The sequence below is a fragment of the Streptomyces sp. NPDC046727 genome, from assembly GCF_040645635.1.
Classification (GTDB): Bacteria; Actinomycetota; Actinomycetes; order Streptomycetales; family Streptomycetaceae; genus Streptomyces.
Window position 1 is genome coordinate 13871 of sequence record NZ_JBEYYR010000017.1, and the last position, 22559, is coordinate 36429.

At 71.3% G+C, this 22559-nt stretch carries 18 protein-coding genes; 10 read left to right on the forward strand and 8 right to left on the reverse strand.

Annotated elements, in window-relative coordinates; genetic code table 11:
* Positions 1-4 precede the first annotated feature (4 nt).
* On the reverse strand, positions 5-1924 hold the full coding sequence (locus ABZ937_RS21770) for a hypothetical protein (RefSeq protein ID WP_361694233.1): 1920 nt from the start codon (positions 1922-1924) through the stop codon (positions 5-7).
* 221 nt (positions 1925-2145) lie between these two features.
* Between ABZ937_RS21770 and radA the strand changes: the two genes are divergently transcribed.
* Positions 2146-3555 carry a DNA repair protein RadA gene (gene radA / locus ABZ937_RS21775; RefSeq protein ID WP_361694235.1) on the forward strand — a complete coding sequence of 470 codons (1410 nt, stop codon included), beginning with the start codon at positions 2146-2148 and terminating at the stop codon, positions 3553-3555.
* 80 nt (positions 3556-3635) lie between these two features.
* Positions 3636-4760, forward strand: coding sequence for a DNA integrity scanning diadenylate cyclase DisA (disA, locus tag ABZ937_RS21780; protein WP_361694237.1), 1125 nt, complete (start codon positions 3636-3638; stop codon positions 4758-4760).
* Between the two features lie 190 nt (positions 4761-4950).
* Here disA and ABZ937_RS21785 read toward each other — a convergent pair whose 3' ends face one another.
* Positions 4951-5763 carry a hypothetical protein gene (locus ABZ937_RS21785; RefSeq protein ID WP_361694239.1) on the reverse strand — a complete coding sequence of 271 codons (813 nt, stop codon included), beginning with the start codon at positions 5761-5763 and terminating at the stop codon, positions 4951-4953.
* A 180-nt stretch (positions 5764-5943) separates the two neighbouring features.
* Here ABZ937_RS21785 and ABZ937_RS21790 point away from each other — a divergent pair, with 180 nt between their 5' ends.
* The 5 genes from ABZ937_RS21790 to cseC all read left to right on the forward strand — a co-directional run bounded on the left by ABZ937_RS21790 (position 5944) and on the right by cseC (position 10418).
* Positions 5944-6819: an A/G-specific adenine glycosylase gene (locus tag ABZ937_RS21790; RefSeq protein ID WP_361694241.1), complete on the forward strand. Its 876-nt coding sequence runs from the start codon at positions 5944-5946 to the stop codon at positions 6817-6819.
* A 275-nt stretch (positions 6820-7094) separates the two neighbouring features.
* Positions 7095-7634: a SigE family RNA polymerase sigma factor gene (locus tag ABZ937_RS21795; RefSeq protein WP_055703482.1), complete on the forward strand. Its 540-nt coding sequence runs from the start codon at positions 7095-7097 to the stop codon at positions 7632-7634.
* Positions 7622-8314, forward strand: coding sequence for a hypothetical protein (locus ABZ937_RS21800; RefSeq protein ID WP_361694243.1), 693 nt, complete (start codon positions 7622-7624; stop codon positions 8312-8314). The genes ABZ937_RS21795 and ABZ937_RS21800 overlap by 13 nt, the downstream gene beginning before the upstream one ends.
* Before the next feature lie 39 nt (positions 8315-8353).
* Positions 8354-9052 carry a two-component system response regulator CseB gene (cseB, locus tag ABZ937_RS21805; protein WP_361694245.1) on the forward strand — a complete coding sequence of 233 codons (699 nt, stop codon included), beginning with the start codon at positions 8354-8356 and terminating at the stop codon, positions 9050-9052.
* A gap of 13 nt (positions 9053-9065) precedes the next feature.
* The gene (cseC, locus tag ABZ937_RS21810) at positions 9066-10418 is read left to right on the forward strand and encodes a two-component system sensor histidine kinase CseC (protein ID WP_361694247.1); all 1353 of its coding nucleotides are present in this window, start codon (positions 9066-9068) and stop codon (positions 10416-10418) included.
* Positions 10419-10714: 296 nt separating this feature from the next.
* On the opposite strand, the gene ABZ937_RS21815 is transcribed toward cseC, so the two are convergent.
* The 4 genes from ABZ937_RS21815 to ABZ937_RS21830 form a co-directional block, all read right to left on the reverse strand.
* Positions 10715-11566 (reverse strand): class I SAM-dependent methyltransferase, encoded by an 852-nt coding sequence (locus ABZ937_RS21815; RefSeq protein ID WP_361694249.1) that lies wholly within the window; start codon positions 11564-11566, stop codon positions 10715-10717.
* A complete protein-coding gene (locus ABZ937_RS21820) occupies positions 11563-11997 on the reverse strand; it encodes a VOC family protein (RefSeq protein WP_361694251.1) in 435 nt (144 codons plus the stop codon). Before ABZ937_RS21820 ends, ABZ937_RS21815 begins: the two co-directional genes overlap by 4 nt.
* Positions 11994-12470, reverse strand: a complete 477-nt coding sequence (locus ABZ937_RS21825) for a helix-turn-helix transcriptional regulator (RefSeq protein WP_361694253.1) — start codon at positions 12468-12470, stop codon at positions 11994-11996. The genes ABZ937_RS21820 and ABZ937_RS21825 overlap by 4 nt, the downstream gene beginning before the upstream one ends.
* A gap of 100 nt (positions 12471-12570) precedes the next feature.
* Complete coding sequence (locus ABZ937_RS21830) at positions 12571-14145, reverse strand: MDR family MFS transporter (protein WP_361694255.1); 1575 nt, start codon at positions 14143-14145, stop codon at positions 12571-12573.
* Positions 14146-14272: 127 nt separating this feature from the next.
* Between ABZ937_RS21830 and ABZ937_RS21835 the strand changes: the two genes are divergently transcribed.
* Positions 14273-14872 (forward strand): helix-turn-helix domain-containing protein, encoded by a 600-nt coding sequence (locus ABZ937_RS21835; protein WP_361694257.1) that lies wholly within the window; start codon positions 14273-14275, stop codon positions 14870-14872.
* Between the two features lies 1 nt (position 14873).
* Here the strand turns inward: ABZ937_RS21835 and ABZ937_RS21840 are convergent, their stop codons facing one another.
* Positions 14874-15425 (reverse strand): M23 family metallopeptidase, encoded by a 552-nt coding sequence (locus tag ABZ937_RS21840; RefSeq protein WP_361694259.1) that lies wholly within the window; start codon positions 15423-15425, stop codon positions 14874-14876.
* Between the two features lie 456 nt (positions 15426-15881).
* Here ABZ937_RS21840 and ABZ937_RS21845 point away from each other — a divergent pair, with 456 nt between their 5' ends.
* Both ABZ937_RS21845 and ABZ937_RS21850 read left to right on the forward strand, forming a co-directional pair.
* On the forward strand, positions 15882-16505 hold the full coding sequence (locus tag ABZ937_RS21845) for an HAD family acid phosphatase (RefSeq protein WP_361694261.1): 624 nt from the start codon (positions 15882-15884) through the stop codon (positions 16503-16505).
* Between the two features lie 60 nt (positions 16506-16565).
* Positions 16566-19607, forward strand: a complete 3042-nt coding sequence (locus ABZ937_RS21850; protein WP_361694263.1) for an NACHT domain-containing protein — start codon at positions 16566-16568, stop codon at positions 19605-19607.
* A gap of 57 nt (positions 19608-19664) precedes the next feature.
* Here ABZ937_RS21850 and ABZ937_RS21855 read toward each other — a convergent pair whose 3' ends face one another.
* Positions 19665-22190, reverse strand: a complete 2526-nt coding sequence (locus ABZ937_RS21855) for an ATP-dependent Clp protease ATP-binding subunit (RefSeq protein WP_361694265.1) — start codon at positions 22188-22190, stop codon at positions 19665-19667.
* Between the last annotated feature and the right edge of the window lie 369 nt (positions 22191-22559).

A 22559-nucleotide genomic window follows, 5' to 3' on the forward strand; every position in this document is an offset into this window, starting at 1 on the left:
TCCCCTAGCTGTCCGACGGGCTCGGAGTGTCGCCGGCCGGCGTGGAAGGCGAGGGTGAGGTGGGTGTCGGGGTCGGGGGTTCTGAGGGGGGTGGGGTTGTGGGGGTGGTCGGTGGGTCTGTGGGGGTTTGTGGTGGGGGAGAGGGTTCGGTGGGGGGTGTGCTCGGTGGGGTCGGAGTAGTGGGCGTGGGCGACGGGTGCTGTGTCGGGCGGGTGGGGGCCGTGCCGTAGCCGTCGATGGAGATCACCGCGCCCGCCGGGGCCACCGCCACCCGTGCACGCCAGTGGCCGGACGGCTCGCGCAGATGGTCGACGTACACCTTGATCGTCAACGTCTGGCCGGGGTGGAGGGTTCCCGAGGACTGGCTGAAGTAGAGCCAGGCGGCGGACGTGGAGACCGACCAGCGGACCTCGGACGCGCCGGAGGCCGTGAGGGTGATCAGGGTCGTGTCGCCGTCGTTGGCGGCGTTGACGTCCAGCTGTCCCGCACTCGTCGCGCCCACTCCGTCGACGCTGACGACCTCCACGGAGACGTCCGCCGTGCCGTTCTCGCCGATGCGGACGCCGGGCTTCACGCTCGCGTTCCCCGCGTTCTCGTAGACGCCGGCCGTGTCGCCGCCGAGCGCCTCGGGGCCCTGCGCCTCGGGCGCGGTCGCGGAGGGGCCGTCGTCCTCCCCCACCGGCCCGCCTCGGTAGGCGGCCCAGAGGGCGAGGACGGGCGCGGCGACGACCGTGGCGACGACCGTCGTCGTGACGGCACGCGCGCGGAGGCGGTCACGGCGGGCCGCGCGGTCCTTGGGGTCCATCGGGAAGCCGCGCCGGTCGAAGCGGGGTACGGCCGTGCCCCGCGCGCGCGGGTGGTGCGCCAGCGCCATGTGGAGGGCCGCGCGCGGGGCCGCCAGGACAGGCAGCTCGGCGGGGGTGACCGAGGCGCCGGGCCAGCGGCCGGGGACGGCGCGCCCGGCGGTGCGACGGCAGCGGGGACAGTCGTCGACGTGCCGGACCAGCTCGCGGCGCAGGGCCGTGCTGAGGACCATCAGGCTGTCGCCGGTGAGGTGGGCCACGCTCGGGCAGGCGCCCGTCTCGACCACGGCGAGGGCCGCGCGGGTGCGCTCGACCTCGCAGGCGGCGGAGGCGAGCAGCTCGCGGGCGGCGGCGGGCTCCATGCCGAGGACGGCGGCGATCTCGTGGGTGGCGAGGTGGTGGCGGACGGCGAGTTCCAGGGCCTCGCGCTGCTCGGGGGTGGTGCCGGCCGCCTCCGGCCAGGCCAGCAGGGCGAGTTCGCGGCGCCGCCGCTCCTGGATCTCGGGAGCGAGGGTCGGGTCCGGTGCCACTCTCCCGGCAGCGCTCCCGGTGACGCTTCCGGTGACGTTCGCGGCGGCTTTGCCGGGCCCCGCCGCAGGCCCTGCCGCGGTCCCTGCCCTGGGCCCTCTCCCGCTCCCCGTCCCGGGGCCCGGTCCCTTCGCGGTCCCCGTCCGGGGTCCTTTCGCGGTCCCGGTGCCGGGTCTCGCGGCGCCTCTCCCGGCTCCGGCGCGGCCCGCCGCATGGGTGGCCTGACGTTTCTGCTTGGCCTCGGCCAGCTTGCGCAGGCATGCCCAGCGGGCCAGCGCGTACAGCCAGGCCCTGCGGTCGGCGGCGGCCTCCGGGACGCGGACCCCCCGCCGCTCGGCCAGGGCGAGGACGTCACCGAGGGCGGCGGTGGCCGCGTCGTGGTCGCACAGCACGGACAGGCAGTAGGTGAACAGGCCGTCCAGGTAGGGCTCGTAGCGCGCCGGCGTGCGCTGGGCGAGGGTGCGCGCGGCGGCGCGGTCGCGTGCCTCACGCGCCTCATGCCGTACTTCACGCCCCTCACGTGGTTCGCGCACCTCGCGATGTGCTCGGTGCGCGCCGGTCGTGCGGGTGGTGGTCTCCGGGCTGCTGCTCATCACCTGTGCGACCGTAGGCGGCGGCGGAGTGCCCGTTCTGACACCTTGAGCACTTTTAATCCGTACGGGTGAAACGATCCCTCATAAGGGGACAGGAACCTTTCATTCCGCGGCTGGATGCCGGTGGGTGGTGGCCGGGACCGGATCACCCGCACGCGTCCCCGGACTCTTCGTCCCCGACCGCCGGTCCCGTTGTCAGTGCCGCGGGCTACGGTTTCCGCATGGCTGCCCGTACCAAGACCACCAAGGACCGCCCGTCCTACCGCTGCACCGAGTGCGGCTGGCAGACGGCCAAGTGGCTCGGCCGCTGCCCCGAATGCCAGGCCTGGGGCACGGTCGAGGAGTACGGCGCGCCCGCGGTCCGGACCACGGCCCCGGGCCGCGTGAGCACCTCCGCGCTGCCCATCGGCCAGGTCGACGGCCGGCAGGCCACCGCCCGCTCGACCGGCGTGCCCGAGCTGGACCGGGTGCTCGGCGGCGGCCTCGTGCCGGGTGCGGTCGTCCTGCTCGCGGGCGAGCCGGGCGTCGGCAAGTCCACCCTCCTGCTGGACGTGGCCGCCAAGTCGGCGAGCGCCGAGCACCGCACCCTCTATGTGACCGGCGAGGAGTCGGCGAGCCAGGTGCGGCTGCGCGCCGACCGCATCGGCGCCCTCGACGACCACCTGTATCTGGCCGCCGAGACCGACCTGTCCGCCGTCCTCGGGCATCTGGACGAGGTCAAGCCGTCCCTGCTGATCCTCGACTCGGTGCAGACGGTGGCCTCCCCCGAGATCGAGGGCGCGCCCGGCGGCATGGCCCAGGTCCGGGAGGTGGCCGGCGCCCTGATCCGCGCCTCCAAGGAGCGCGGGATGTCCACGCTGCTGGTGGGCCATGTCACGAAGGACGGCGCGATCGCGGGCCCCCGCCTGCTGGAGCACCTGGTGGACGTCGTCCTGCACTTCGAGGGCGACCGGCACGCGCGCCTGCGCCTGGTGCGGGGCGTGAAGAACCGCTACGGGGCGACGGACGAGGTCGGCTGCTTCGAGCTGCACGACGAGGGCATCACGGGCCTCGCCGACCCCAGCGGCCTGTTCCTGACCCGCCGCGCGGAGCCGGTCCCGGGCACCTGCCTGACCGTCACCCTGGAGGGCCGCCGTCCGCTGGTGGCCGAGGTGCAGGCGCTGACCGTCGACTCCCAGATCCCCTCCCCGCGCCGGACCACCTCGGGCCTGGAGACCTCCCGGGTGTCGATGATGCTCGCGGTGCTGGAGCAGCGCGGCCGGATCAGCGCGCTCGGCAAGCGGGACATCTACTCGGCGACGGTCGGCGGCGTGAAGCTGTCGGAGCCGGCCGCCGACCTCGCCATCGCGCTCGCCCTCGCCTCGGCAGCCAGCGACACCCCGCTGCCGAAGAACCTGGTGGCGATCGGCGAGGTGGGGCTGGCGGGCGAGGTCAGACGGGTCACGGGTGTGCAGCGCAGGCTCGCCGAGGCGCACCGGCTGGGCTTCACGCACGCGCTCGTGCCGACGGATCCGGGCAAGGTGCCGGCCGGCATGAAGGTCCTGGAAGTCGCCGACATGGGGGACGCGCTCCGGGTTCTGCCCCGCTCCCGTCGCCGAGAGGCCCCACGGGAGGCGGAGGAGCGCCGGTAGACTTTGCCCAGGTCTCGCCCGTCCGTACGAACCGAGTGCGGGAACGGGAGCGCGTCAGAACCTGCGACCGGAGGAGTGCAGTGGCAGCCAACGACCGGGCAGCAGCTCCCGGAAAGTCCGGTGGGAGTGCCGGTTCCGATCGCCTGATGCGCGCCTCGCTGAGTGCCGTGGCGCCCGGTACGGCCCTGCGTGACGGCCTGGAGCGGGTCCTGCGCGGCAACACCGGCGGCCTCATCGTCCTCGGCTCCGACAAGACGGTCGAGGCGATGTGCACGGGCGGTTTCGTGCTGGATGTCGAGTTCACCGCCACCCGGCTGCGGGAGCTGTGCAAGCTGGACGGCGGCATCGTGCTGTCGTCGGACCTGTCGAAGATCCTGCGGGCCGGCGTGCAGCTGGTGCCGGACCCGACCATCCCGACGGAGGAGACGGGCACGCGGCACCGCACGGCGGACCGGGTGTCGAAGCAGGTCGGCTTCCCTGTGGTCTCCGTCTCCCAGTCGATGCGTCTGATCGCCCTGTACGTCGACGGTCAGCGGCGCGTCCTGGAGGACTCGGCGGCGATCCTCTCCCGCGCGAACCAGGCGCTGGCGACCCTGGAGCGGTACAAGCTCCGGCTGGACGAGGTCGCGGGCACGCTGTCGGCGCTGGAGATCGAGGACCTGGTGACGGTCCGGGACGTCTCCGCGGTCGCGCAGCGTCTGGAGATGGTCCGGCGCATTGCCACCGAAATCGCCGAGTATGTGGTCGAACTGGGCACGGACGGCCGTCTTCTCGCCCTCCAGCTGGAGGAGTTGATCGCCGGGGTCGAGCCCGACCGCGAGCTGGTCGTCCGGGACTACGTGCCCGAGCCGACGGCCAAGCGCTCCCGCACGGTCGAGGAGGCCCTGGCCGAGCTGGACGCCCTGACCCACGCGGAGCTGCTCGAACTCGGCACGGTGGCGCGGGCGCTGGGCTACACGGGCTCCCCCGAGACGCTCGACTCGGCGGTGTCCCCGCGGGGCTTCCGCCTTCTGGCCAAGGTCCCGCGGCTGCCGGGCGCCATCATCGACCGCCTGGTGGAGCACTTCGGCGGCCTGCAGAAGCTGCTCGCCGCGAGCGTCGACGACCTGCAGACCGTGGACGGCGTCGGCGAGGCCCGGGCGAGGAGCGTGCGGGAGGGGCTGTCGCGCCTGGCGGAGTCGTCCATCCTGGAGCGCTACGTCTGATGTCGGGCCGGGCGCCTCATGACTCGGGGGGCGTTGTGGTCCGGCGGCTGCGGGTCCGTTGTGGTTCCTCGCGCAGTTCCCCGCGCCCCTCAGGTAGGCGAGCCGCGGCTTGCCCAAGGGGCGCGGGGAACTGCGCGACCAGCCACGGACGTCCCGCAGTCGACGACGAACCGTGCCGCCGCCCCGATCCTCAGTCGGCCGCCAGTACGAACGACGCCCGGAGCTTCCCGTACCCAGGGGCCTTGGCCTCCAGCAGATACGTCCCTGCCTTCGCCGAACCGCCGGACGGCGTCCCGCAGTGCGGAGCGCTCGGCTTGCGGTCCCACTTCACCGGGTAGGTGATGCTCTTGCCCGCCGACACCCGGAACACCAGGCTCGCCGGGCCCTTGGGGCAGTCGGCCGACGACCAGAACGCGTCGTCCCCGTCCGCCGGCGTGATGGTCAACACCGCGTTCTTCGGCCCGAGATCGACCTTGCAGTCGGCCGACGAGCTGTTCTTCGCGGTGAGTTCGAAGGTCGGCGTCTGGTCCGGCGAGTAGGAGTTGCGCACGCTGCGCAGGCTCAACGCCACCGCGCCGGACGTGCAGTTGGGCAGCGAGGAGGAGGCCGGGAGCGCGTCGCCCGCACCGACGCCGCCACCACCGGAGGCCCCGCCCGAGCCGTCACCGGAGCCGGAGGAGCCCGTGGCACCGTCGGTCGACCCGTCGCCCGAGCCGCTGCTCCCGCCCGAACCGCTCCCGTCGGAGTCCCCGCCTCCCGACTCGTCGCGCCCGCCGGGGTGTTGGCTGACCGCCGAGCCGGACGGGGTCGGTCCGGGTGTGATGGTGTGCGTGGGATTCTTGCCGTTCGACGCGTCGGTGTTCTTCTTGCCGCCCCCGCCGCCGGCGGTGACGATCCACGTGATCACCAGCGCCAACAGGGCGACCACGGACAGCAGTACGACCCTCCGACGCCAGTAGATGGTGGAGGGAAGCGGCCCGACCGGATTGCGCAGAGATCCCACGGCGCAAACTGTACGAGAGATCGGCGGGCTTGCTCGCGCCACCCGCCGCGCCGGCGTCAACTTTTCCGGATCATCATCCCGGCAACTGCCGCAGGCGGCACGGTTCTTCACTCTCCGCCACGCTCAGTGACCGCCGGGTCACACATCCCGCCTGCCAACCCATGGCAGGATCGGAATGCCATGACTGAGAAGCTGCACGCCCCCGTGATCGCCTGGTTCGACGCCCACGCCCGTGACCTCCCCTGGCGCCGCCCGGAGGCGGGCCCGTGGGGCGTGATGGTCAGCGAGTTCATGCTCCAGCAGACCCCGGTGAGCCGGGTGCTGCCCGTCTACGAGGAGTGGCTGGCCCGCTGGCCGCGCCCCGCCGACCTGGCGAAGGAGGCTCCGGGCGAGGCGGTGCGCGCCTGGGGCCGGCTCGGCTACCCGCGCCGGGCCCTGCGTCTGCACGGCGCCGCGGTCGCCATAACGGAGCGGCACGGCGGGGACGTGCCGACGGATCACGCGCAGCTGCTGGCACTGCCCGGCATCGGTGAGTACACGGCCGCCGCGGTGGCCTCCTTCGCGTACGGGCAGCGGCACGCGGTGCTGGACACCAATGTCCGCCGGGTCCTGGCGCGGGCGGTGACGGGCGTGCAGTACCCGCCGAACGCGACCACGGCCGCCGAGCGGCGGCTGGCGCGGGAGCTGCTGCCCAAGGACGAGAGGACGGCCGCGCGGTGGGCCGCCGCCTCCATGGAGCTGGGCGCGCTGGTGTGCACGGCGAAGAACGAGGAGTGCCCGCGGTGCCCGATCGCCGCGCAGTGCGCCTGGCGGATCGCGGGCAAGCCGGAGCACGCGGGGCCGCCGCGGCGGGGGCAGACGTACGCCGGTACGGACCGGCAGGTGCGCGGCAAGCTGCTGGCCGTGCTGCGGGAGGCGCACGCGCCGGTGCCGCAGGCGGCGCTGGACCGGGTGTGGCACGAGCCGGTGCAGCGGGCCCGCGCGCTCGACGGGCTGGTCTCGGACGGTCTGGTGGAGCCGCTGCCGGGCGGTCTGTATCGGCTGCCGCTCAGCTGACGGACGGCCAGATCACAGTCTTCGGCCCTCCGTTACGGAACGCCCAACCGGACAAATCACCCCATGCAGGACCAAAACCCCTGCGTTCTTTACCCCGTTCCTGCTTCCGTTACACAACCGACGGATAGCCGATTGCCAGCCGCAGGCTGGTCCGCACAGCCCCGTGACAACCGCTCCGTAGCTTCTTCTCCGTGCCCGGCGGACCACCGGGCGCGGGGACAGCGGGACTTCCGGCACGAGCCGGAAGCACAACGGGGAACGGAAGGCGGTTGATCATGGCGCAGGGCGAGGTGCTCGAATTCGAGGAGTACGTCCGCACCCGGCAGGACGCGCTGCTGCGCAGCGCCCGCCGGCTGGTCCCGGACCCGGTCGACGCCCAGGACCTGCTGCAGACCGCGCTGGTCCGGACGTACGGCCGCTGGGAGGGCATCGCCGACAAGCGGCTCGCCGACGCCTATCTGCGCCGGGTCATGATCAACACGCGGACCGAGTGGTGGCGGGCGCGCAAGCTGGAGGAGGTGCCGACCGAGCAGCTGCCGGACGCCTCCGTGGAGGACTCCACCGAGCAGCACGCCGACCGGGCCCTGCTGATGGACGTCATGAAGGTGCTCGCACCCAAGCAGCGCAGTGTCGTGGTGCTGCGACACTGGGAGCAGATGTCCACAGAGGAGACGGCCGCGGCCCTCGGCATGTCGGCCGGTACGGTCAAGAGCACGCTGCACCGGGCGCTCGCCCGGCTCCGTGAGGAGCTGGAGGCCCGCGATCTGGACGCACGCGCGCTGGAGCGTGAGGAGCGGGAGCGTTGCGCGGCCTGACCGGGGCCGGGCCCGACCGGGTCCGAGGCAGTACACAGGCGGTGATCGCGGTGGGGGCCGCGCTCGCCGCCGTCGCCCTTTTCGTCGCCGCGGGCGGCAGCGGGGGCACGGGGGCGCGGGACGAGGGCCCGGCGCAGAGCTCGGCGATGGCCGGCCCCCGCTCCGACTCCTCCGACTCCTCCGACTACTCCGACTCCTTCGCCTCCCCGTCCAGCGGCGCCTCCGAGAGGTCCAGGCGGGTGGATGCCGTGGAGCTGCTCAGGAACGACCCCACGGTGTCGGAGGCGGTCAAGCGGGAGCTGAAGCCGTGCGACGGCGACAAGTACCAGATCGACGTCTCGTACGGCGACCTGACCGGCGCCCCGGTGGACGACGTCGTCATCAACGTGATGACCTGCGCGGACTGGCTCGGTATCGCCTCGTACGTGTACCGGGACGAGGGCGGCAGGTTCAAGAGCGTCTTCAGGAGCGAGGAGTCCCCGGTCTACGCGGAGATCGACAAGGGCACCCTGTCGGTGTTCCGGCAGTACTACGAGAAGGGCGACCCGATCTCCAGCCCGTCCGGTGACGTCGTGACCTCCTACGCCTGGAAGGCGGGACGGTTCGTCCCGGGGAAGCCCACCCGCGACGAGTACAGCAAGTCCGCCGGCAAGGGCACACAGCCCGCGCCGGACAATTGATCGCCCACACGTACCCCCATGAGGACTGAGAGCATCCGGATGGCAGACCAGACCCACGTCCTGTTCGTCGAGGACGACGACGTCATCCGCGAGGCCACCCAGCTCGCCCTGGAGCGGGACGGCTTCGCGGTCACCGCCATGCCCGACGGCCTGTCGGGCCTGGAGGCGTTCCGGGCGGACCGCCCGGACATCGCGTTGCTGGACGTGATGGTGCCGGGCCTGGACGGGGTCAGCCTGTGCCGCCGGATCCGGGACGAGTCGACCGTGCCGGTGATCATGCTGTCGGCGCGTGCCGACTCCATCGACGTCGTCCTCGGTCTGGAGGCGGGCGCCGACGACTACGTGACCAAGCCGTTCGACGGCGCCGTGCTGGTCGCCCGGATCCGTGCGGTGCTGCGCCGGTTCGGGCACGCGGGCGGCGCAGACCGGGCCGAGGGCAGTGCCCCCGCGGGCGGTCTGCTGACCTTCGGTGACCTGGAGGTCGACACCGAGGGCATGGAGGTCCGCAAGGCCGGCCAGCCGGTGGCGCTCACCCCGACCGAGATGCGGCTGCTCCTTGAGTTCTCCTCCGCGCCGGGCACCGTGCTCTCCCGCGACAAGCTGCTGGAGCGCGTGTGGGACTACGGCTGGGGCGGCGACACCCGGGTCGTGGACGTGCATGTGCAGCGGCTGCGACAGAAGATCGGCCAGGACCGGATCGAGACGGTCCGTGGCTTCGGCTACAAGCTCAAGGCCTGAGCGGAGCGGCGGCATGCGGGGGATTCTTCGGCACCCGGTCCGGCGCGCGGAGCGCGCGGGCCTGCGGACCGGGCTCAGATGGAAGCTCAGCGCGGCGATCGCGCTGGTGGCCGGACTGGTGGCGGTCGTGCTGAGCCTGGTCGTGCACAACGCGGCCCGGGTCTCGATGCTGGACAACGCGCGCGAGCTGGCCAACGACCGCCTCCAGCTCGCCCACCGCAACTACGAGCTGAACCGGGGGCCGGTCTTCCCGTCCGTCAAGATCGACGACCCGGACCTGCCGGACGCACTCCGCGAGAGTGTCGATCGGGGCCGGCGGGCCAGTGACGTCTCCCAGAACGGCAGCGTGCCGGACATCTGGGCGGCCGTACCGGCGAACGACGGGCATGTGCTGTCCGTGCACATGCATCTGCCGAACCGCAGCACCGACATGCTGAACGACCTGGACCAGGCCCTCGTCATCGGCTCCGTCGCGGTCGTGCTCGGCGGCAGCGCGCTGGGCGTGCTGATCGGCGGCCAGCTGTCCCGCCGACTGCGCAAGGCGGCAGCCGCCGCGAACCAGGTCGCCAAGGGCGAGACCGACGTCCGGGTGCGCGCGGCCATCGGCGGGGTCGTACGGGACGAGACCGACGACCTCGCGCGGGCGGTGGACGCCATGGCGGACGCGCTGCGGCAGCGCCTGGAGGCCGAGCGGCGGGTCACCGCCGACATCGCGCACGAGCTGCGCACCCCCGTGACGGGCCTGCTGACGGCCGCCGAGCTGCTGCCGCCGGGCCGGCCCACGGAACTGGTCCTGGACCGGGCGAAGGCGATGCGCACGCTGGTCGAGGACGTCCTGGAGGTGGCCCGGCTCGACGGCGCCTCGGAGCGGGCGGAGCTGCAGGACATCATGCTCGGCGAGTTCGTGGCGCGCCGGGTGGCGGCCAAGGATCCGGACATCGCCGTCCAGGTGGTGCACGAGTCGGAGGTCACCACCGACCCTCGGCGGCTGGAGCGGGTGCTGTTCAACCTGCTCGCCAACGCCGCCCGGCACGGCCGGCCGCCGATCGAGGTCACCGTGGAGGGCCGGGTCATCCGGGTCCGCGACCACGGCCCCGGCTTCCCCGAGGAGCTGCTCGCCGAGGGGCCGAGCCGGTTCCGCACCGGCAGCAAGGACCGCGCCGGGAAGGGCCACGGGCTGGGGCTGACCATCGCGGCCGGCCAGGCGCGCGTGCTGGGCGCCCGGCTGACGTTCCGCAACGTACGGCCCCCGGGCGCGCCCGCCCACATCCCCGCGGAGGGCGCGGTGGCCGTCCTGTGGCTCCCGGAACACGCCCCGACGAGCACCGGCAGCTACCCGATGCTGCCCCTGTCCGGCGGCAACTAGGCCCTCTCGTTTGGATCATCCCGGCGTCACGGGGCCCCGGCGGCGAGGCGACAAGACGCCGACGCCCGGCAGCGCGCCACGACCCACACGGCGGGGCGGCGAGGGGCGATGAGCGGCTGGCGACGGGGTGGTGCGGCCGGGGGCAACGGGCGATGGCCGCCTGCGACGGAGCAGTGAACCCTGGGCGACGGGCGGGCGCGTCCCTCGCGGTGGCCCGGGAGGCCGGACTCACCAGTCGGCATCCGCTCTCCGGCCCCTCCGGTCGGCGCTCCCGCGCGGCCACCCCGTCAAGCCCCTCAGGTCGTCGCCAGTACCAGTTCCTCCGCTCTCGATGGGCGCAGGCCGTCCGTTCGGGTGGTGAAGTAGCGCTGGGTGAGGTCTTCCGCCGATATGTGACGGGCCTCGCGGAAGCCGGTCTCGCGGGTCAGGGTCAGCATCTGCGGGGGCGTGAAGTAGCTGAGGAACGGCGTGCCGGAGGCGCGGGCGCCGCGTTCCGCCGCCTGCTGGAAGGGCCGTAGCTCGGGCTCGACGTCCTCGGCCGGCCGCAGGAACGTGGTGGCGAGCACGGAGCCCGGGGCGAGCGTCGCGATGCGCCGGAGGCTCGCCGCGATGGCGTCCCGGGTGAGGTACATGGTGACGCCGGTGCAGGCCACGACCGCCGGGCGGTCGGGGTCGAAGCCGGCCGCGAGCAGTTGCCCCCACCAGTCCCCCTCGAAGTCGACCGGCACCAGCCGCAGCCGGTCCGGGATGTCGTACCCGAGTTCGGTCAGCCGCCGCCGCTTCCACTCCTGCGGTCCTGGCCGGTCCGCCTCGAACACCCGCAGTCCCGCGGCGATCTCCGGCCGGCGCTGGGCGAAGGTGTCCAGTCCGGCGCCGAGGATCACGTACTGGTCGACGCCCCGCGCGGCCCGCTCCACGACGAGGTCCTCGACGAACCGGGCGCGGGCCGCGATGGACGCCCGCACGGGCCGGGTGTCCCGCTCGTCCATGTCCGGGCGGGCGCGCCAGCCGTCGCCGGGATCCGCCAGCCGCAGCCCGACCTCGTCCTCGACGACGTGCGGCGGCGGGTCGGCCTGGACGTGCAGCGCCCGCCACAGGGCGACCCGTACGGCCGTGTGGTCCGGCAGGACCCCCGCTTCGGCGGTCACCCGAAGTCCTTCGAGAAGTCCAGCTCCTCGCTGCGCTCGGTCAGCGAGTACCAGTTGCCGTTGTCGTCCCGGAAGATCGCCTCGATGCCGTACGGCCGCTCCTGCGGCTCCTGGAGGAACTCCACGCCCCGCGCCTTGAAGGTCTCGAAGTCACCCCGGCAGTCGTCCGTGCGGAACGCCCCGGCCCCCAGCACCCCCTTGGCGACCAGCTTCTTCAGCGCCTCGGCGGACTCGGGGTCCAGGCCCGGGCCGTCCAGGCTCATCAGCGCCAGCTCCACGCCGGGCTGGTCCTTGGCGCCGACGGTGACCCAGCGCATGTCGCCCATGGCGAGGTCGCTGCGCACCTCGAAGTCCAGCTTCTCGGTGAAGAAGGCCTTCGTCCGCTGCTGGTCGGTGGTCCATACGGTGGTGATGCCCAAGCCCTTGATCATGGCTCCGCTCTCCTGTCACGCGGCTGTTGTTCCTGCTCGTCACCGTAGGCAGGGCCGGGTGCGGCGCGCTTCTTCGATGTTGCGGTGTTGAAGCCGCCGGCCCAGAGCATCGCGTAGCAGCCGGGTATGAGGGCGGCGCCGCGGCCCACGTGCTCGGTGCGGTACTCGCTCGGGGTGAGGCCGGTCCGCGCCTTGAAGCGGGCGGAGAACGTACCGAGGCTGCTGAAGCCGACCAGCGTGCAGATCTCGGTCACCGTCAGGTTGGCGGTGCGCAGCATCTCCTCGGCGCGCTCGATGCGCCGGTGGGTCAGGTACTGGCCGGGGGTCTCGCCGTACGCCTCCTTGAAGGCGCGCAGGAAGTGATACCGCGAGTACCCGGCATGGGCCGCCACCACGTCCAGGTCGAGACCGGGGTCGGCCCAGTCCCGGTCCATGGCGTCCTTGGCCAGACGCAGGCGGCGGATCTTGTCCATGAGCCGATGGTGACACGGGGGTCTGACATCGGGCCGGGGGCGGAAACGGCCGAAGGCCCCGGGTGGCGGACACCACCGGGGCCTTCGGACTCGGGCAACCTCAGACGACCTCGACCACAGCCGCCGGCGCAGCGTCGTCCGCGCCGTCCGCCGAAGACTTCTGCGGCCCGCCCTTCAGCGGCACCTCCTTGACGAACAGCGCCGCGATCAGCACCAGCACCGAGATCCCGGCGCCCAGCAGGAACGCGGAGTGCGTACCGGAGGACACCGCATGCTGGTACGCGTCGCGGGCCAGCGCCGGCAGCTTCTCCAGGCTCTTCGCGTCCAGCTGCGCCGACTTCTCGGTGATGTTCTTGCCCAGCGCGCCGGCCCGCTCGGCCATGACGTCCTGGACCCGGTGGTTGAACAGCGCACCCATGATGGCCACGCCGAAGGAGGAGCCGAGGGTGCGGAACAGGGTGGCCGAGGAGGACGCCACACCCATGTCCTTCATCTGCACGCTGTTCTGCGCGACCAGCATGGTGATCTGCATCAGGCAGCCCATGCCCGCGCCGACCACGGCCATGTAGATCCCGGACGTCAGCCGGGTCGTGTCGGTGTCCATCAGAGACAGCAGGTACAGACCGACGATCATCAGGACACCGCCGACGATCGGGAAGATCTTGTACTTGCCGCTGTTGGTGGTGACCCGTCCGGCGACCATCGAGGTCACGAGCATCGCGCCGAGCATCGGCAGGAGCAGCAGACCGGAGTTGGTCGCGGAGGCGCCCTGCACGGCCTGCTGGTACAGCGGCAGGAACAGGGTGGCGCCGAACATCACGAAGCCGGTGATGAAGCCGATGATCGCCATCAGGGTGAAGTTGCGGCTCTTGAAGATGTGCAGCGGCAGGACCGGCTCGGCGGCCTTGGTCTGCCAGAACACGAACCCGATCAGCGCGGCCACGCCGATGCCGATCAGCTCCATGATCCGCGCGGAGGTCCAGGCGTACTCGGTGCCGCCCCAGGTGGTGACCAGCACGATGGAGGTGATGCCGACGGTCAGCAGGACGACGCCCAGGTAGTCGATGCCCGCCTTGGCCCGCTTCTTCGGCAGGTGCAGTACGGCGGTGACCAGCGCGAGCGCGACCGCGCCCAGCGGCAGGTTGATGTAGAAGGCCCAGCGCCAGCCCCAGTTGTCGGTGATGGTGCCGCCGACCAGCGGACCGCCGATCATGGCCAGCGCCATGACGCCGGCCATCATGCCCTGGTACTTGCCCCGCTCCCGTGGCGGGATCAGGTCGCCGATGATCGCCATGACACCGACCATCAGACCGCCCGCACCGAGCCCCTGAACGGCCCGGAACCCGATCAGCTGCCCCATGTCCTGGGCCATGCCGCTCAGCGCCGAACCGATGAGGAAGATCACGATCGAGCTGAGGAAGGCGCCCTTGCGCCCGAACATGTCCCCGATCTTGCCCCAGACCGGGGTGGAGGCCGCGGTGGCCAGGGTGTAGCCGGTGACGACCCAGGAGAGGTGTTCCAGGCCGCCCAGTTCACCCACGATCGTCGGCATCGCCGTGCCCACGATCATGTTGTCGAGCATCGCGAGCATCATCGCGATCATCAGCGCGAGCAGTACCACCCGCACACTTCTGGGCTGTTTGCCCTCTGCGACGTTTTCGACCGTGTCCGCCATCGTCTTCCCGTTTCCCCCTGGGCGCTTACTTACTTGCCGCCCGGCTAGTACTGACTACACTGGGAAGGTAGACCCGCTACTAGCCGGGCGTCAAGTAAGTTTCCGCGGAAGCGCGAGGAGTACGAGGATGGGCGTCACCATGGACGGCACCAAGCAGCAGCGCCGCGGCAACACCCGCCAGCGCATCCAGGACGTGGCGCTCGAACTCTTCGCGGAGCAGGGCTACGAGAAGACCTCCCTGCGGGAGATCGCCGAGCGTCTCGACGTCACCAAGGCGGCCCTGTACTACCACTTCAAGACGAAGGAAGAGATCATCGTCAGCCTCTTCGAGGACCTGACGAAGCCGATCGAGGACCTGATCGAGTGGGGCAGGCAGCAGCCGCACACGCTGGAGACCAAAGAGGAGATCGTCCGCCGCTACAGCGAGGCGCTCGCGGGCGCGGAACCGCTCTTCCGTTTCATGCAGGAGAACCAGGCGACGGTCCGGGAACTGCGCATCGGCGACACCTTCAAGGACCGGATGCGCGGCCTGCGGAGCATCCTCATCGACCCCGAGGCGCAGCTCGTGGACCAGGTGCGCTCGGTCAGCGCGATGTTCACGCTGCATGCCGGGATGTTCGTGATGCAGGACCTCGAAGGCGACCCCGAGAAGAAGCGTGAAGCCGTTCTCGAGGTCGCCCTGGACCTGATCAGGCAGGCGCACGAGCACGCCCGCGAGATGGGTTAGGTCAGACCTTCACGCCCTTGGCACGCAGGAACGTGACCGGGTCGATGGCGGAGCCGTAGTTCGGGGTCGTACGGATCTCGAAGTGCAGGTGCGGACCGGTGGAGTTGCCGGTGGAGCCGGACAGGGCGATGTGCTGGCCGGTCCCGACGATCTGGCCGATCCTGACGTCGATCCGGGACAGGTGCGCGTACTGCGAGTAGGTGCCGTTGCCGTGCTTGATGACGACGGCGTTGCCGTACGCGGGACCGTCACCGGCACCGTTCGGGCCGGCCTTGACGACGGTGCCGCCGTGCGCGGCGACGACCTCGGTGCCGGTCGGCACGGCGAAGTCCTGGCCGCTGTGCTTGGCGACCCAGTGGCTGCCGGACTGCATGAAGCTGGCGGAGAGCGTGTACTTCTTGACCGGGTCGACCCAGGAGGCGGCGGACGCGGTGGCGGCGCTCGCGACCCCGGTCCCCAGCACGGCCGTGGCGCCGATTCCGGCAGCCAGGACGGCCACGCGGTTGCGCTGCGAGGACGTACGGGAGGAGCGGGACGTGAAGCGTCGGAACATCGGGACCTCGTGAACTTCGGGGACAAGTGGGCCACCCGGCGTGCGGACGTCCGACGGACATCCACCGAAGCGGCTATCCCTTGGTAACCGAACACCCGAAAAGCAGCCAAACACCCCTGTCTACGGTCGCAGATAGTAGAAAACCGCAAAATCGGGCACTTCTTGACAGACCCCATATAGCCCGGCGACCGCCTCTGACGAGGCGGTTTTTCATGGCAGGGTTAGGCGAAGTTGGGCATAAAAAGTCCATTTTGTCCGCATAGCGAATCCCACTATGCGTGCTAGTACCGGACATTTCGTCTGTGCGCCATATCACCGGCCCGCTAAACCGGCGCATCCATAAATGTGACGCAGACCTCTATGCGCCTACCGTCCAGTAACCCTACGGTTCCCCTCGCGCCACTCTCGCCACAGATCATGCCCCTGACATTCAGGCCACGTGAGAGGACCCCGCCGATGACCACACGCCCCTGGGCGCGCCGCGTCTTTGTGACCGCCGTCTCCGCGGCCGCCCTGGCCGCGCTCGCCGCCCCGGCCCAGGCGGCCCCGCCGGCCAAGGGCACGGCGGCCACGAGCACGTCCGCCAAGGTCGACTACGCGACCTGGCAGAAGGACTGCCAGGCCGTCATGGACCAGGCCCTGCCGTACCTGAAGCAGCGCATCGCCGCCGCCGGGCCCGGCGAGAAGCAGGCCATCGTCTTCGACATCGACAACACCACGCTGGAGACCGACTTCGGCTTCAGCTACCCCCAGCCGGCCAACAGGCCCGTCCTGGAGGCGGCCAGGTACGCCCAGGAGCACGGCGTCTCCCTGTTCCTCGTCACGGCCCGCCCGGGCATCATCTACCTGCCGACCGAGTACAACCTCGAACACGACGGCTACGAGGTCTCCGGCCTCCGCGTCCGCGGCCTGTTCGACCTCTTCAAGGACGTCGCCGCCTACAAGACCGCCCAGCGCGCCGACATCGAGAACGACGGCTACACGATCATCGCGAACATCGGCAACAGCGCCACGGACCTCTCCGGCGGGCACGCCGAGAAGACCTTCAAACTGCCGGACTACAACGGCCAGTTGTCCTAACGCGCACCGATCGCGCTGGCTAGGCTCCCTCCGTACGTCGTACGCACACGGGGGTGGCGGATGGAGCCGGCCGTACTGGGCAGCAAGCTGGCCTCCAGCTTGATCGGCCCGCTGGTGAAGAAGCTGTTCGTCCAGGACGGTCCGGGCGCGGGACTCGTCGACCGGCCGGTACGGCTGTCCGCTCTCGTGTCCTTCCGGGGCGAGCGGCGCACCCTCGGCGAGAAGGAGGTGCGCCGGCTCGCCGGCCGGCTGGTGGCCGAGGCCCTCGCCTCCCCGGGCGAGCGGCCGTTCCCGCCCGACGAGGAGACGGCCGTCACCGACGCCCTGGCCCGCCGGCTGCTCGCCCTGGGCGACCTGGACATGGACGACGTCCAGGCCGTACGGCTCGGCAGCCAGGAACTCGCCCGGCTGCTGCACCGCCACGCCCCGCCCCCGGACGGCCTGTCCGCCGACGCCGGCGCCTTCCTCGACTCGGCGACCCAGTGGGCCTGCCTGCACATCCTGGAGTTCTTCACCCGACGCTCCACCTTTGTGGCCCGCACCCTGGTCGAGCAGACCCGGACCCAGCGGGAACTGATCGCCAAGATCGACGAGCTGATCGCCCGCACCCCCCGCCCCGACGCCCTGGACCTCGCCTTCGAACGCCGCTACCTGCCCTACGTCGCCGACCGGCACAACCACATCACCATCTACGGCATCGACCTGCGCGACTCCCCCGACCGCTGGCCCCTCGAAGTCGCCTACCTGAGCCTGGAGGCGACCGCCGAGGACGAGCGGACGCCCGACCTGGAGCCCCACGAGCGCCCGCCCGCCACCGCCGGCCGGCTGCCCGCCGAGGAGGCGCTGGTCAGCGGCTCCCGCGTGCTGCTGCGCGGCGACGCCGGCTCCGGCAAGACCACGCTGGTGCAGTGGCTCGCGGTCACCTCGGCCCGCAACGCCGACCGCGTCCCGTACGTCCTCCCGCTGCGCACCCTGATCCGCACCGGCCCGCTGCCCGCGCCCGCCGACTTCCTCACCGCGGTCGGCTGCCCGCTGACCCCGCCGGAGGGCTGGGCCGAACGCGTCCTGACGGCGGGCCGCGGCCTGGTCCTGGTGGACGGCCTGGACGAGATACCGGCCGCCGACCGCCACCGCACCCGCGACTGGCTGCGCTCCCTGCTCGCCGCCCACCCCGGCAACGACGTCCTCCTCACCTCCCGCCCGACCGCCGTACGCCCCGACTGGCTGGCCCAGGAGGGCTTCCGGGAGCTGACCCTGGCCCCGATGCGCCGCTCCGAGGTCGCGACGTTCGTCCACCGCTGGCACGAGGCGGCGCGGGCGCCCGAGTACGAGGGCCCGCTCCTGGACTCCCTCCGCACGAAGCGCGACCTGGCCCGCCTGGCCACCAACCCCCTGATGTGCGGCCTGATCTGCGCCCTGCACCGCGAACGCCGCGGCTACCTCCCCACCGGCCGCAAGGAGTTGTACGACGCTGCCCTCGCAATGCTCCTCGCCCGCCGCGACCGGGAGCGCGGGATGAGCACCGAACTGGGCGAGGAAGCGCAGGTGGAGCTGCTGCAGCGGCTGGCGTACGCGCTGGTCCTGAGCGGCCGCACGGAGATGGACGCCGACACCGCCGAGGGGATCGTGGAACGGTCCCTGCCGACCGTCGCCTCGGCGCGGGGGGACGCGGCGACGGTACTGCGGGCGCTGCTGCTGCGGAGCGGCCTGCTCCGCCAACCGGCCGAAGGAGTCGTCGACTTCGTCCACCGCACCTTCCAGGACTACCTCGGCGCGCGCTACGCCGTGGAGGAGGGCCACCTGGACGTCCTCGTCGGCCACGCCGACGACACCCAGTGGGAGGACGTCATCCGCATGGCGGTGGCCCACGCCCGGCCACGCGAGCGGGCCACGGTGCTACGGCAGTTGCTGGCCCGCGACACCACCCGGCTCACCCTGCTGGCGCTGGCCTGCCTGGAGCACGCGGCGGCCCTGGAGCCGGGGGTGCGGTCCCAGGTGGAGGCGCGCGCGGCGGCGCTGATCCCACCGCACACACCGGAGGACGCGCGGGCACTGGCGGAGGCCGGGCCCCTCGTGCTGGAACTGCTGCCCGGCCCGGAGGGGCTGACGGACGCTCAGGCGCAGGGAGTCACCGTCACCGCCTCCCTGCTCGGCACGGAGGAACCGGACGGCGCGATGGCCGTGCTGCGGCGGTTCCGCGACCACCCGGACATCGACGTACGACGCCAGCTCGTGGGCACCTGGTCCCGGTTCGACCCCGATGCCTACGCGGCGGAGGTCCTGGACCACCTGGACCGTGCGCACCTCGTCCTGACCTGCGATTCCGCCGAGCAGCGCGCGGCCCTGCCCCGGATGCGCCCCTGGCACAGCCTCTCCTTCCACGGCCCGCACCGGATCGAGGACGTCATCACCGCCGTCCGGACGCCCGAGGCGGTCACACTGCTCCGGCTGCGGGACAACCCCGATCTCGCAGAGCTGAGCGCCCTGACGGCGTTCCGTACGCTCGACTGGCTCGTGATGGACTTCTGTCCGCGGGCGACGGGCCTGCACCACCTGTCCGACCTGCCGATCACCAATCTCGCCATCGGCTCGATCGCCGACGTGCGGGGCCTGCGCTCCCTGCGGTCCCCCATCGAACTCTCGGTGGCCCAGGAACTGCCCGGCACCGACCTCACCGAGAGCCTGCCCGTCGACGCGCCGCTCGCCTTCCTCTTCCTGGGCCGCGGGAGCACCGACACGACGGGGCTGCGCGGACTGCAGCACTGGACGCGGCTGCGGACGCTCAGCCTGGGCCCGCTCACCGCGGAACTGACCGGCGCCGACTGGGAGGCGGTCACCGAACTGCCCGAGCTGACCAACCTGGATCTGCACGGGCGCCTCTTCGAGGACTTCCCAGGGTCCATCGACGCCATGGCCGCACTGCCGCGGGTCGAGGCGATGCGGATCACCTCGCTGCTCGGCCACGAGGACCTGTCCCTCCTGGCGCCCCGGCTTCCGGAACTGCGCTCGGTGATCCTGCAGAACCGGCCCGGATACTCCTTCCCGCTCTCCCGCTACGCCGGCCTCTTCCCCGAGGCGAACGTCGTCCTGGAGGAGCGCTGAACACGCGAAAGGGGCCGGTGCCCGAAGGCACCGACCCCTTTCACTCGATCGTGACGCTTACGCGTCCTTGCTCAGGTTAGGACCAGCCCCACCCGCGGCCTGCTCGATCGGCGGGACGTCCGGCAGAGCCGACTTCTCCTCACCCCGGAAGGTGAAGGTGGCGGCGTCGCCCTCGCCCTCGGTGTCCACGACCACGATGTGACCGGGACGCAGCTCGCCGAAGAGGATCTTCTCCGACAGCGTGTCCTCGACCTCGCGCTGGATCGTGCGGCGCAGCGGCCGGGCGCCCAGCACCGGGTCGTAGCCCTTCTTGGCCAGCAGCTCCTTGGCGGACTGGGACAGCTCGATGCCCATGTCCCGGTCCTTCAGGCGCTCGTCCACCTTGCTGATCATCAGGTCGACGATCCGCAGGATGTCCGCCTGCGTCAGCTGCGGGAAGACGACCACGTCGTCGACGCGGTTGAGGAACTCGGGGCGGAAGTGCTGCTTCAGCTCGTCCGACACCTTGTTCTTCATGCGCTCGTAGTTGGTCTTCGTGTCACCCGCGGCGGCGAAGCCGAGGTTGAAGCCCTTGGAGATGTCCCGGGTGCCGAGGTTGGTCGTCATGATGATGACCGTGTTCTTGAAGTCCACGACCCGGCCCTGGGAGTCGGTCAGGCGACCGTCCTCCAGGATCTGCAGCAGCGAGTTGAAGATGTCCGGGTGGGCCTTCTCGACCTCGTCGAAGAGGACGACGGAGAACGGCTTGCGGCGGACCTTCTCGGTCAGCTGGCCGCCCTCTTCGTAGCCCACGTAGCCGGGGGGCGAACCGAAGAGACGCGACACCGTGTGCTTCTCGCTGAACTCCGACATGTCGAGGGAGATCAGCGCGTCCTCGTCACCGAAGAGGAACTCGGCGAGCGCCTTGGACAGCTCGGTCTTACCGACACCGGACGGGCCGGCGAAGATGAACGAACCACCCGGACGCTTCGGGTCCTTCAGACCGGCACGCGTACGACGGATCGCCTTCGACAGCGCCTTGACGGCGTCGTTCTGGCCGATGACCCGCTTGTGCAGCTCCTCCTCCATGCGGAGCAGGCGGCTGGACTCCTCCTCGGTCAGCTTGAAGACCGGGATGCCGGTGGCCGTGGCGAGGACCTCGGCGATCAGCTCGCCGTCGACCTCGGCGACGACGTCCATGTCGCCGGCCTTCCACTCCTTCTCCCGCTTGGCCTTGGCGGCCAGGAGCTGCTTCTCCTTGTCGCGCAGGGAGGCGGCCTTCTCGAAGTCCTGCGAGTCGATCGCGGACTCCTTGTCCCGGCGGACGGCGGCGATCTTCTCGTCGAACTCGCGCAGGTCCGGCGGAGCGGTCATCCGGCGGATGCGCATCCGGGAACCGGCCTCGTCGATCAGGTCGATCGCCTTGTCCGGCAGGAAGCGGTCCGAGATGTACCGGTCGGCCAGGGTGGCGGCCTGGACCAGTGCCTCGTCCGTGATGGAGACGCGGTGGTGCGCCTCGTACCGGTCGCGCAGACCCTTGAGGATCTCGATCGTGTGCGGCAGGGACGGCTCGGCGACCTGGATGGGCTGGAAGCGGCGCTCCAGGGCCGCGTCCTTCTCCAGGTGCTTGCGGTACTCGTCCAGGGTGGTCGCACCGATGGTCTGCAGCTCACCGCGGGCCAGCATCGGCTTCAGGATCGAAGCGGCGTCGATGGCGCCCTCGGCGGCACCCGCACCGACCAGCGTGTGCAGCTCGTCGATGAACAGGATGATGTCGCCGCGGGTGCGGATCTCCTTGAGCACCTTCTTCAGGCGCTCCTCGAAGTCACCGCGGTAGCGGGAGCCGGCGACCAGGGCGCCGAGGTCCAGCGTGTAGAGGTGCTTGTCCTTGAGGGTCTCGGGCACCTCGCCCTTGACGATGGCCTGGGCGAGGCCCTCCACGACGGCGGTCTTGCCGACGCCGGGCTCACCGATCAGGACCGGGTTGTTCTTCGTACGGCGGGACAGCACCTGCATGACCCGCTCGATCTCCTTCTCGCGCCCGATGACCGGGTCGAGCTTGGACTCACGAGCGGCCTGGGTGAGGTTCCGGCCGAACTGGTCCAGGACGAGGGAGGTCGAGGGGGTGCCCTCGGCCGGGCCGCCGGCGGTGGCGGTCTCCTTGCCCTGGTAACCGGAGAGCAGCTGGATGACCTGCTGCCGCACCCGGTTGAGGTCTGCGCCCAGCTTGACCAGGACCTGGGCGGCGACGCCCTCGCCCTCACGGATCAGGCCGAGCAGGATGTGCTCCGTGCCGATGTAGTTGTGGCCCAGCTGAAGGGCCTCGCGGAGCGACAGCTCCAGGACCTTCTTGGCACGGGGGGTGAAGGGGATGTGCCCGGACGGGGCCTGCTGGCCCTGGCCGATGATTTCCTCCACCTGCTGGCGGACCGCCTCAAGCGAAATGCCGAGGCTCTCCAGGGCCTTAGCGGCGACACCTTCGCCCTCGTGGATGAGACCCAGGAGGATGTGCTCGGTGCCGATGTAGTTGTGGTTGAGCATCCGGGCTTCTTCCTGAGCCAGGACGACAACCCGCCGCGCGCGGTCGGTGAACCTCTCGAACATCGTTAATCGCTCCTCAGAGCGGTCAGGCAGTGGGGGGAACTTCCCCTCCCTGTCCTTCCGCAGCTTAGTCCCGCAAGCGGGGACCGCTCATTCCAACTGCCGACACCGTCGATGGCCTCCTGACCCCGAACGCCGACATCTGCTCCAACCCGATGGTGCGAGACGATGTTCCCGCAGGCCAGGCAGTTACCCCAGTCGCCAGTACGCCGATGGCGAACGTGAGACGGCCCGTCCTGCGTGTCGCCCCCTCCCACTAGGCATGTCTTACCCGCAGGGACTGACACTCCATGCCGCGCGCACCGGTTCGCTCCGCTATGGGCGAACAACCTTGCGCCTCTCCCGGCCCCCACGCGCCCCCTCTTTCGGCAC

Excerpts from the sequence above, each read along its gene's own strand:
- ABZ937_RS21770 (WP_361694233.1), bottom strand. The coding sequence starts at position 1,924 with ATGAGCAGCAGCCCGGAGACCACCACCCGCACGACCGGCGCGCACCGA.
- radA (WP_361694235.1), top strand. The coding sequence starts at position 2,146 with ATGGCTGCCCGTACCAAGACCACCAAGGACCGCCCGTCCTACCGCTGC.
- ABZ937_RS21790 (WP_361694241.1), top strand. The coding sequence starts at position 5,944 with ATGACTGAGAAGCTGCACGCCCCCGTGATCGCCTGGTTCGACGCCCAC.
- ABZ937_RS21795 (WP_055703482.1), top strand. The coding sequence starts at position 7,095 with ATGGCGCAGGGCGAGGTGCTCGAATTCGAGGAGTACGTCCGCACCCGG.
- cseB (WP_361694245.1), top strand. The coding sequence starts at position 8,354 with ATGGCAGACCAGACCCACGTCCTGTTCGTCGAGGACGACGACGTCATC.
- cseC (WP_361694247.1), top strand. The coding sequence starts at position 9,066 with ATGCGGGGGATTCTTCGGCACCCGGTCCGGCGCGCGGAGCGCGCGGGC.
- ABZ937_RS21820 (WP_361694251.1), bottom strand. The coding sequence starts at position 11,997 with ATGATCAAGGGCTTGGGCATCACCACCGTATGGACCACCGACCAGCAG.
- ABZ937_RS21825 (WP_361694253.1), bottom strand. The coding sequence starts at position 12,470 with ATGGACAAGATCCGCCGCCTGCGTCTGGCCAAGGACGCCATGGACCGG.
- ABZ937_RS21830 (WP_361694255.1), bottom strand. The coding sequence starts at position 14,145 with ATGGCGGACACGGTCGAAAACGTCGCAGAGGGCAAACAGCCCAGAAGT.
- ABZ937_RS21835 (WP_361694257.1), top strand. The coding sequence starts at position 14,273 with ATGGGCGTCACCATGGACGGCACCAAGCAGCAGCGCCGCGGCAACACC.
- ABZ937_RS21840 (WP_361694259.1), bottom strand. The coding sequence starts at position 15,425 with ATGTTCCGACGCTTCACGTCCCGCTCCTCCCGTACGTCCTCGCAGCGC.
- ABZ937_RS21845 (WP_361694261.1), top strand. The coding sequence starts at position 15,882 with ATGACCACACGCCCCTGGGCGCGCCGCGTCTTTGTGACCGCCGTCTCC.
- ABZ937_RS21850 (WP_361694263.1), top strand. The coding sequence starts at position 16,566 with ATGGAGCCGGCCGTACTGGGCAGCAAGCTGGCCTCCAGCTTGATCGGC.
- ABZ937_RS21855 (WP_361694265.1), bottom strand. The coding sequence starts at position 22,190 with ATGTTCGAGAGGTTCACCGACCGCGCGCGGCGGGTTGTCGTCCTGGCT.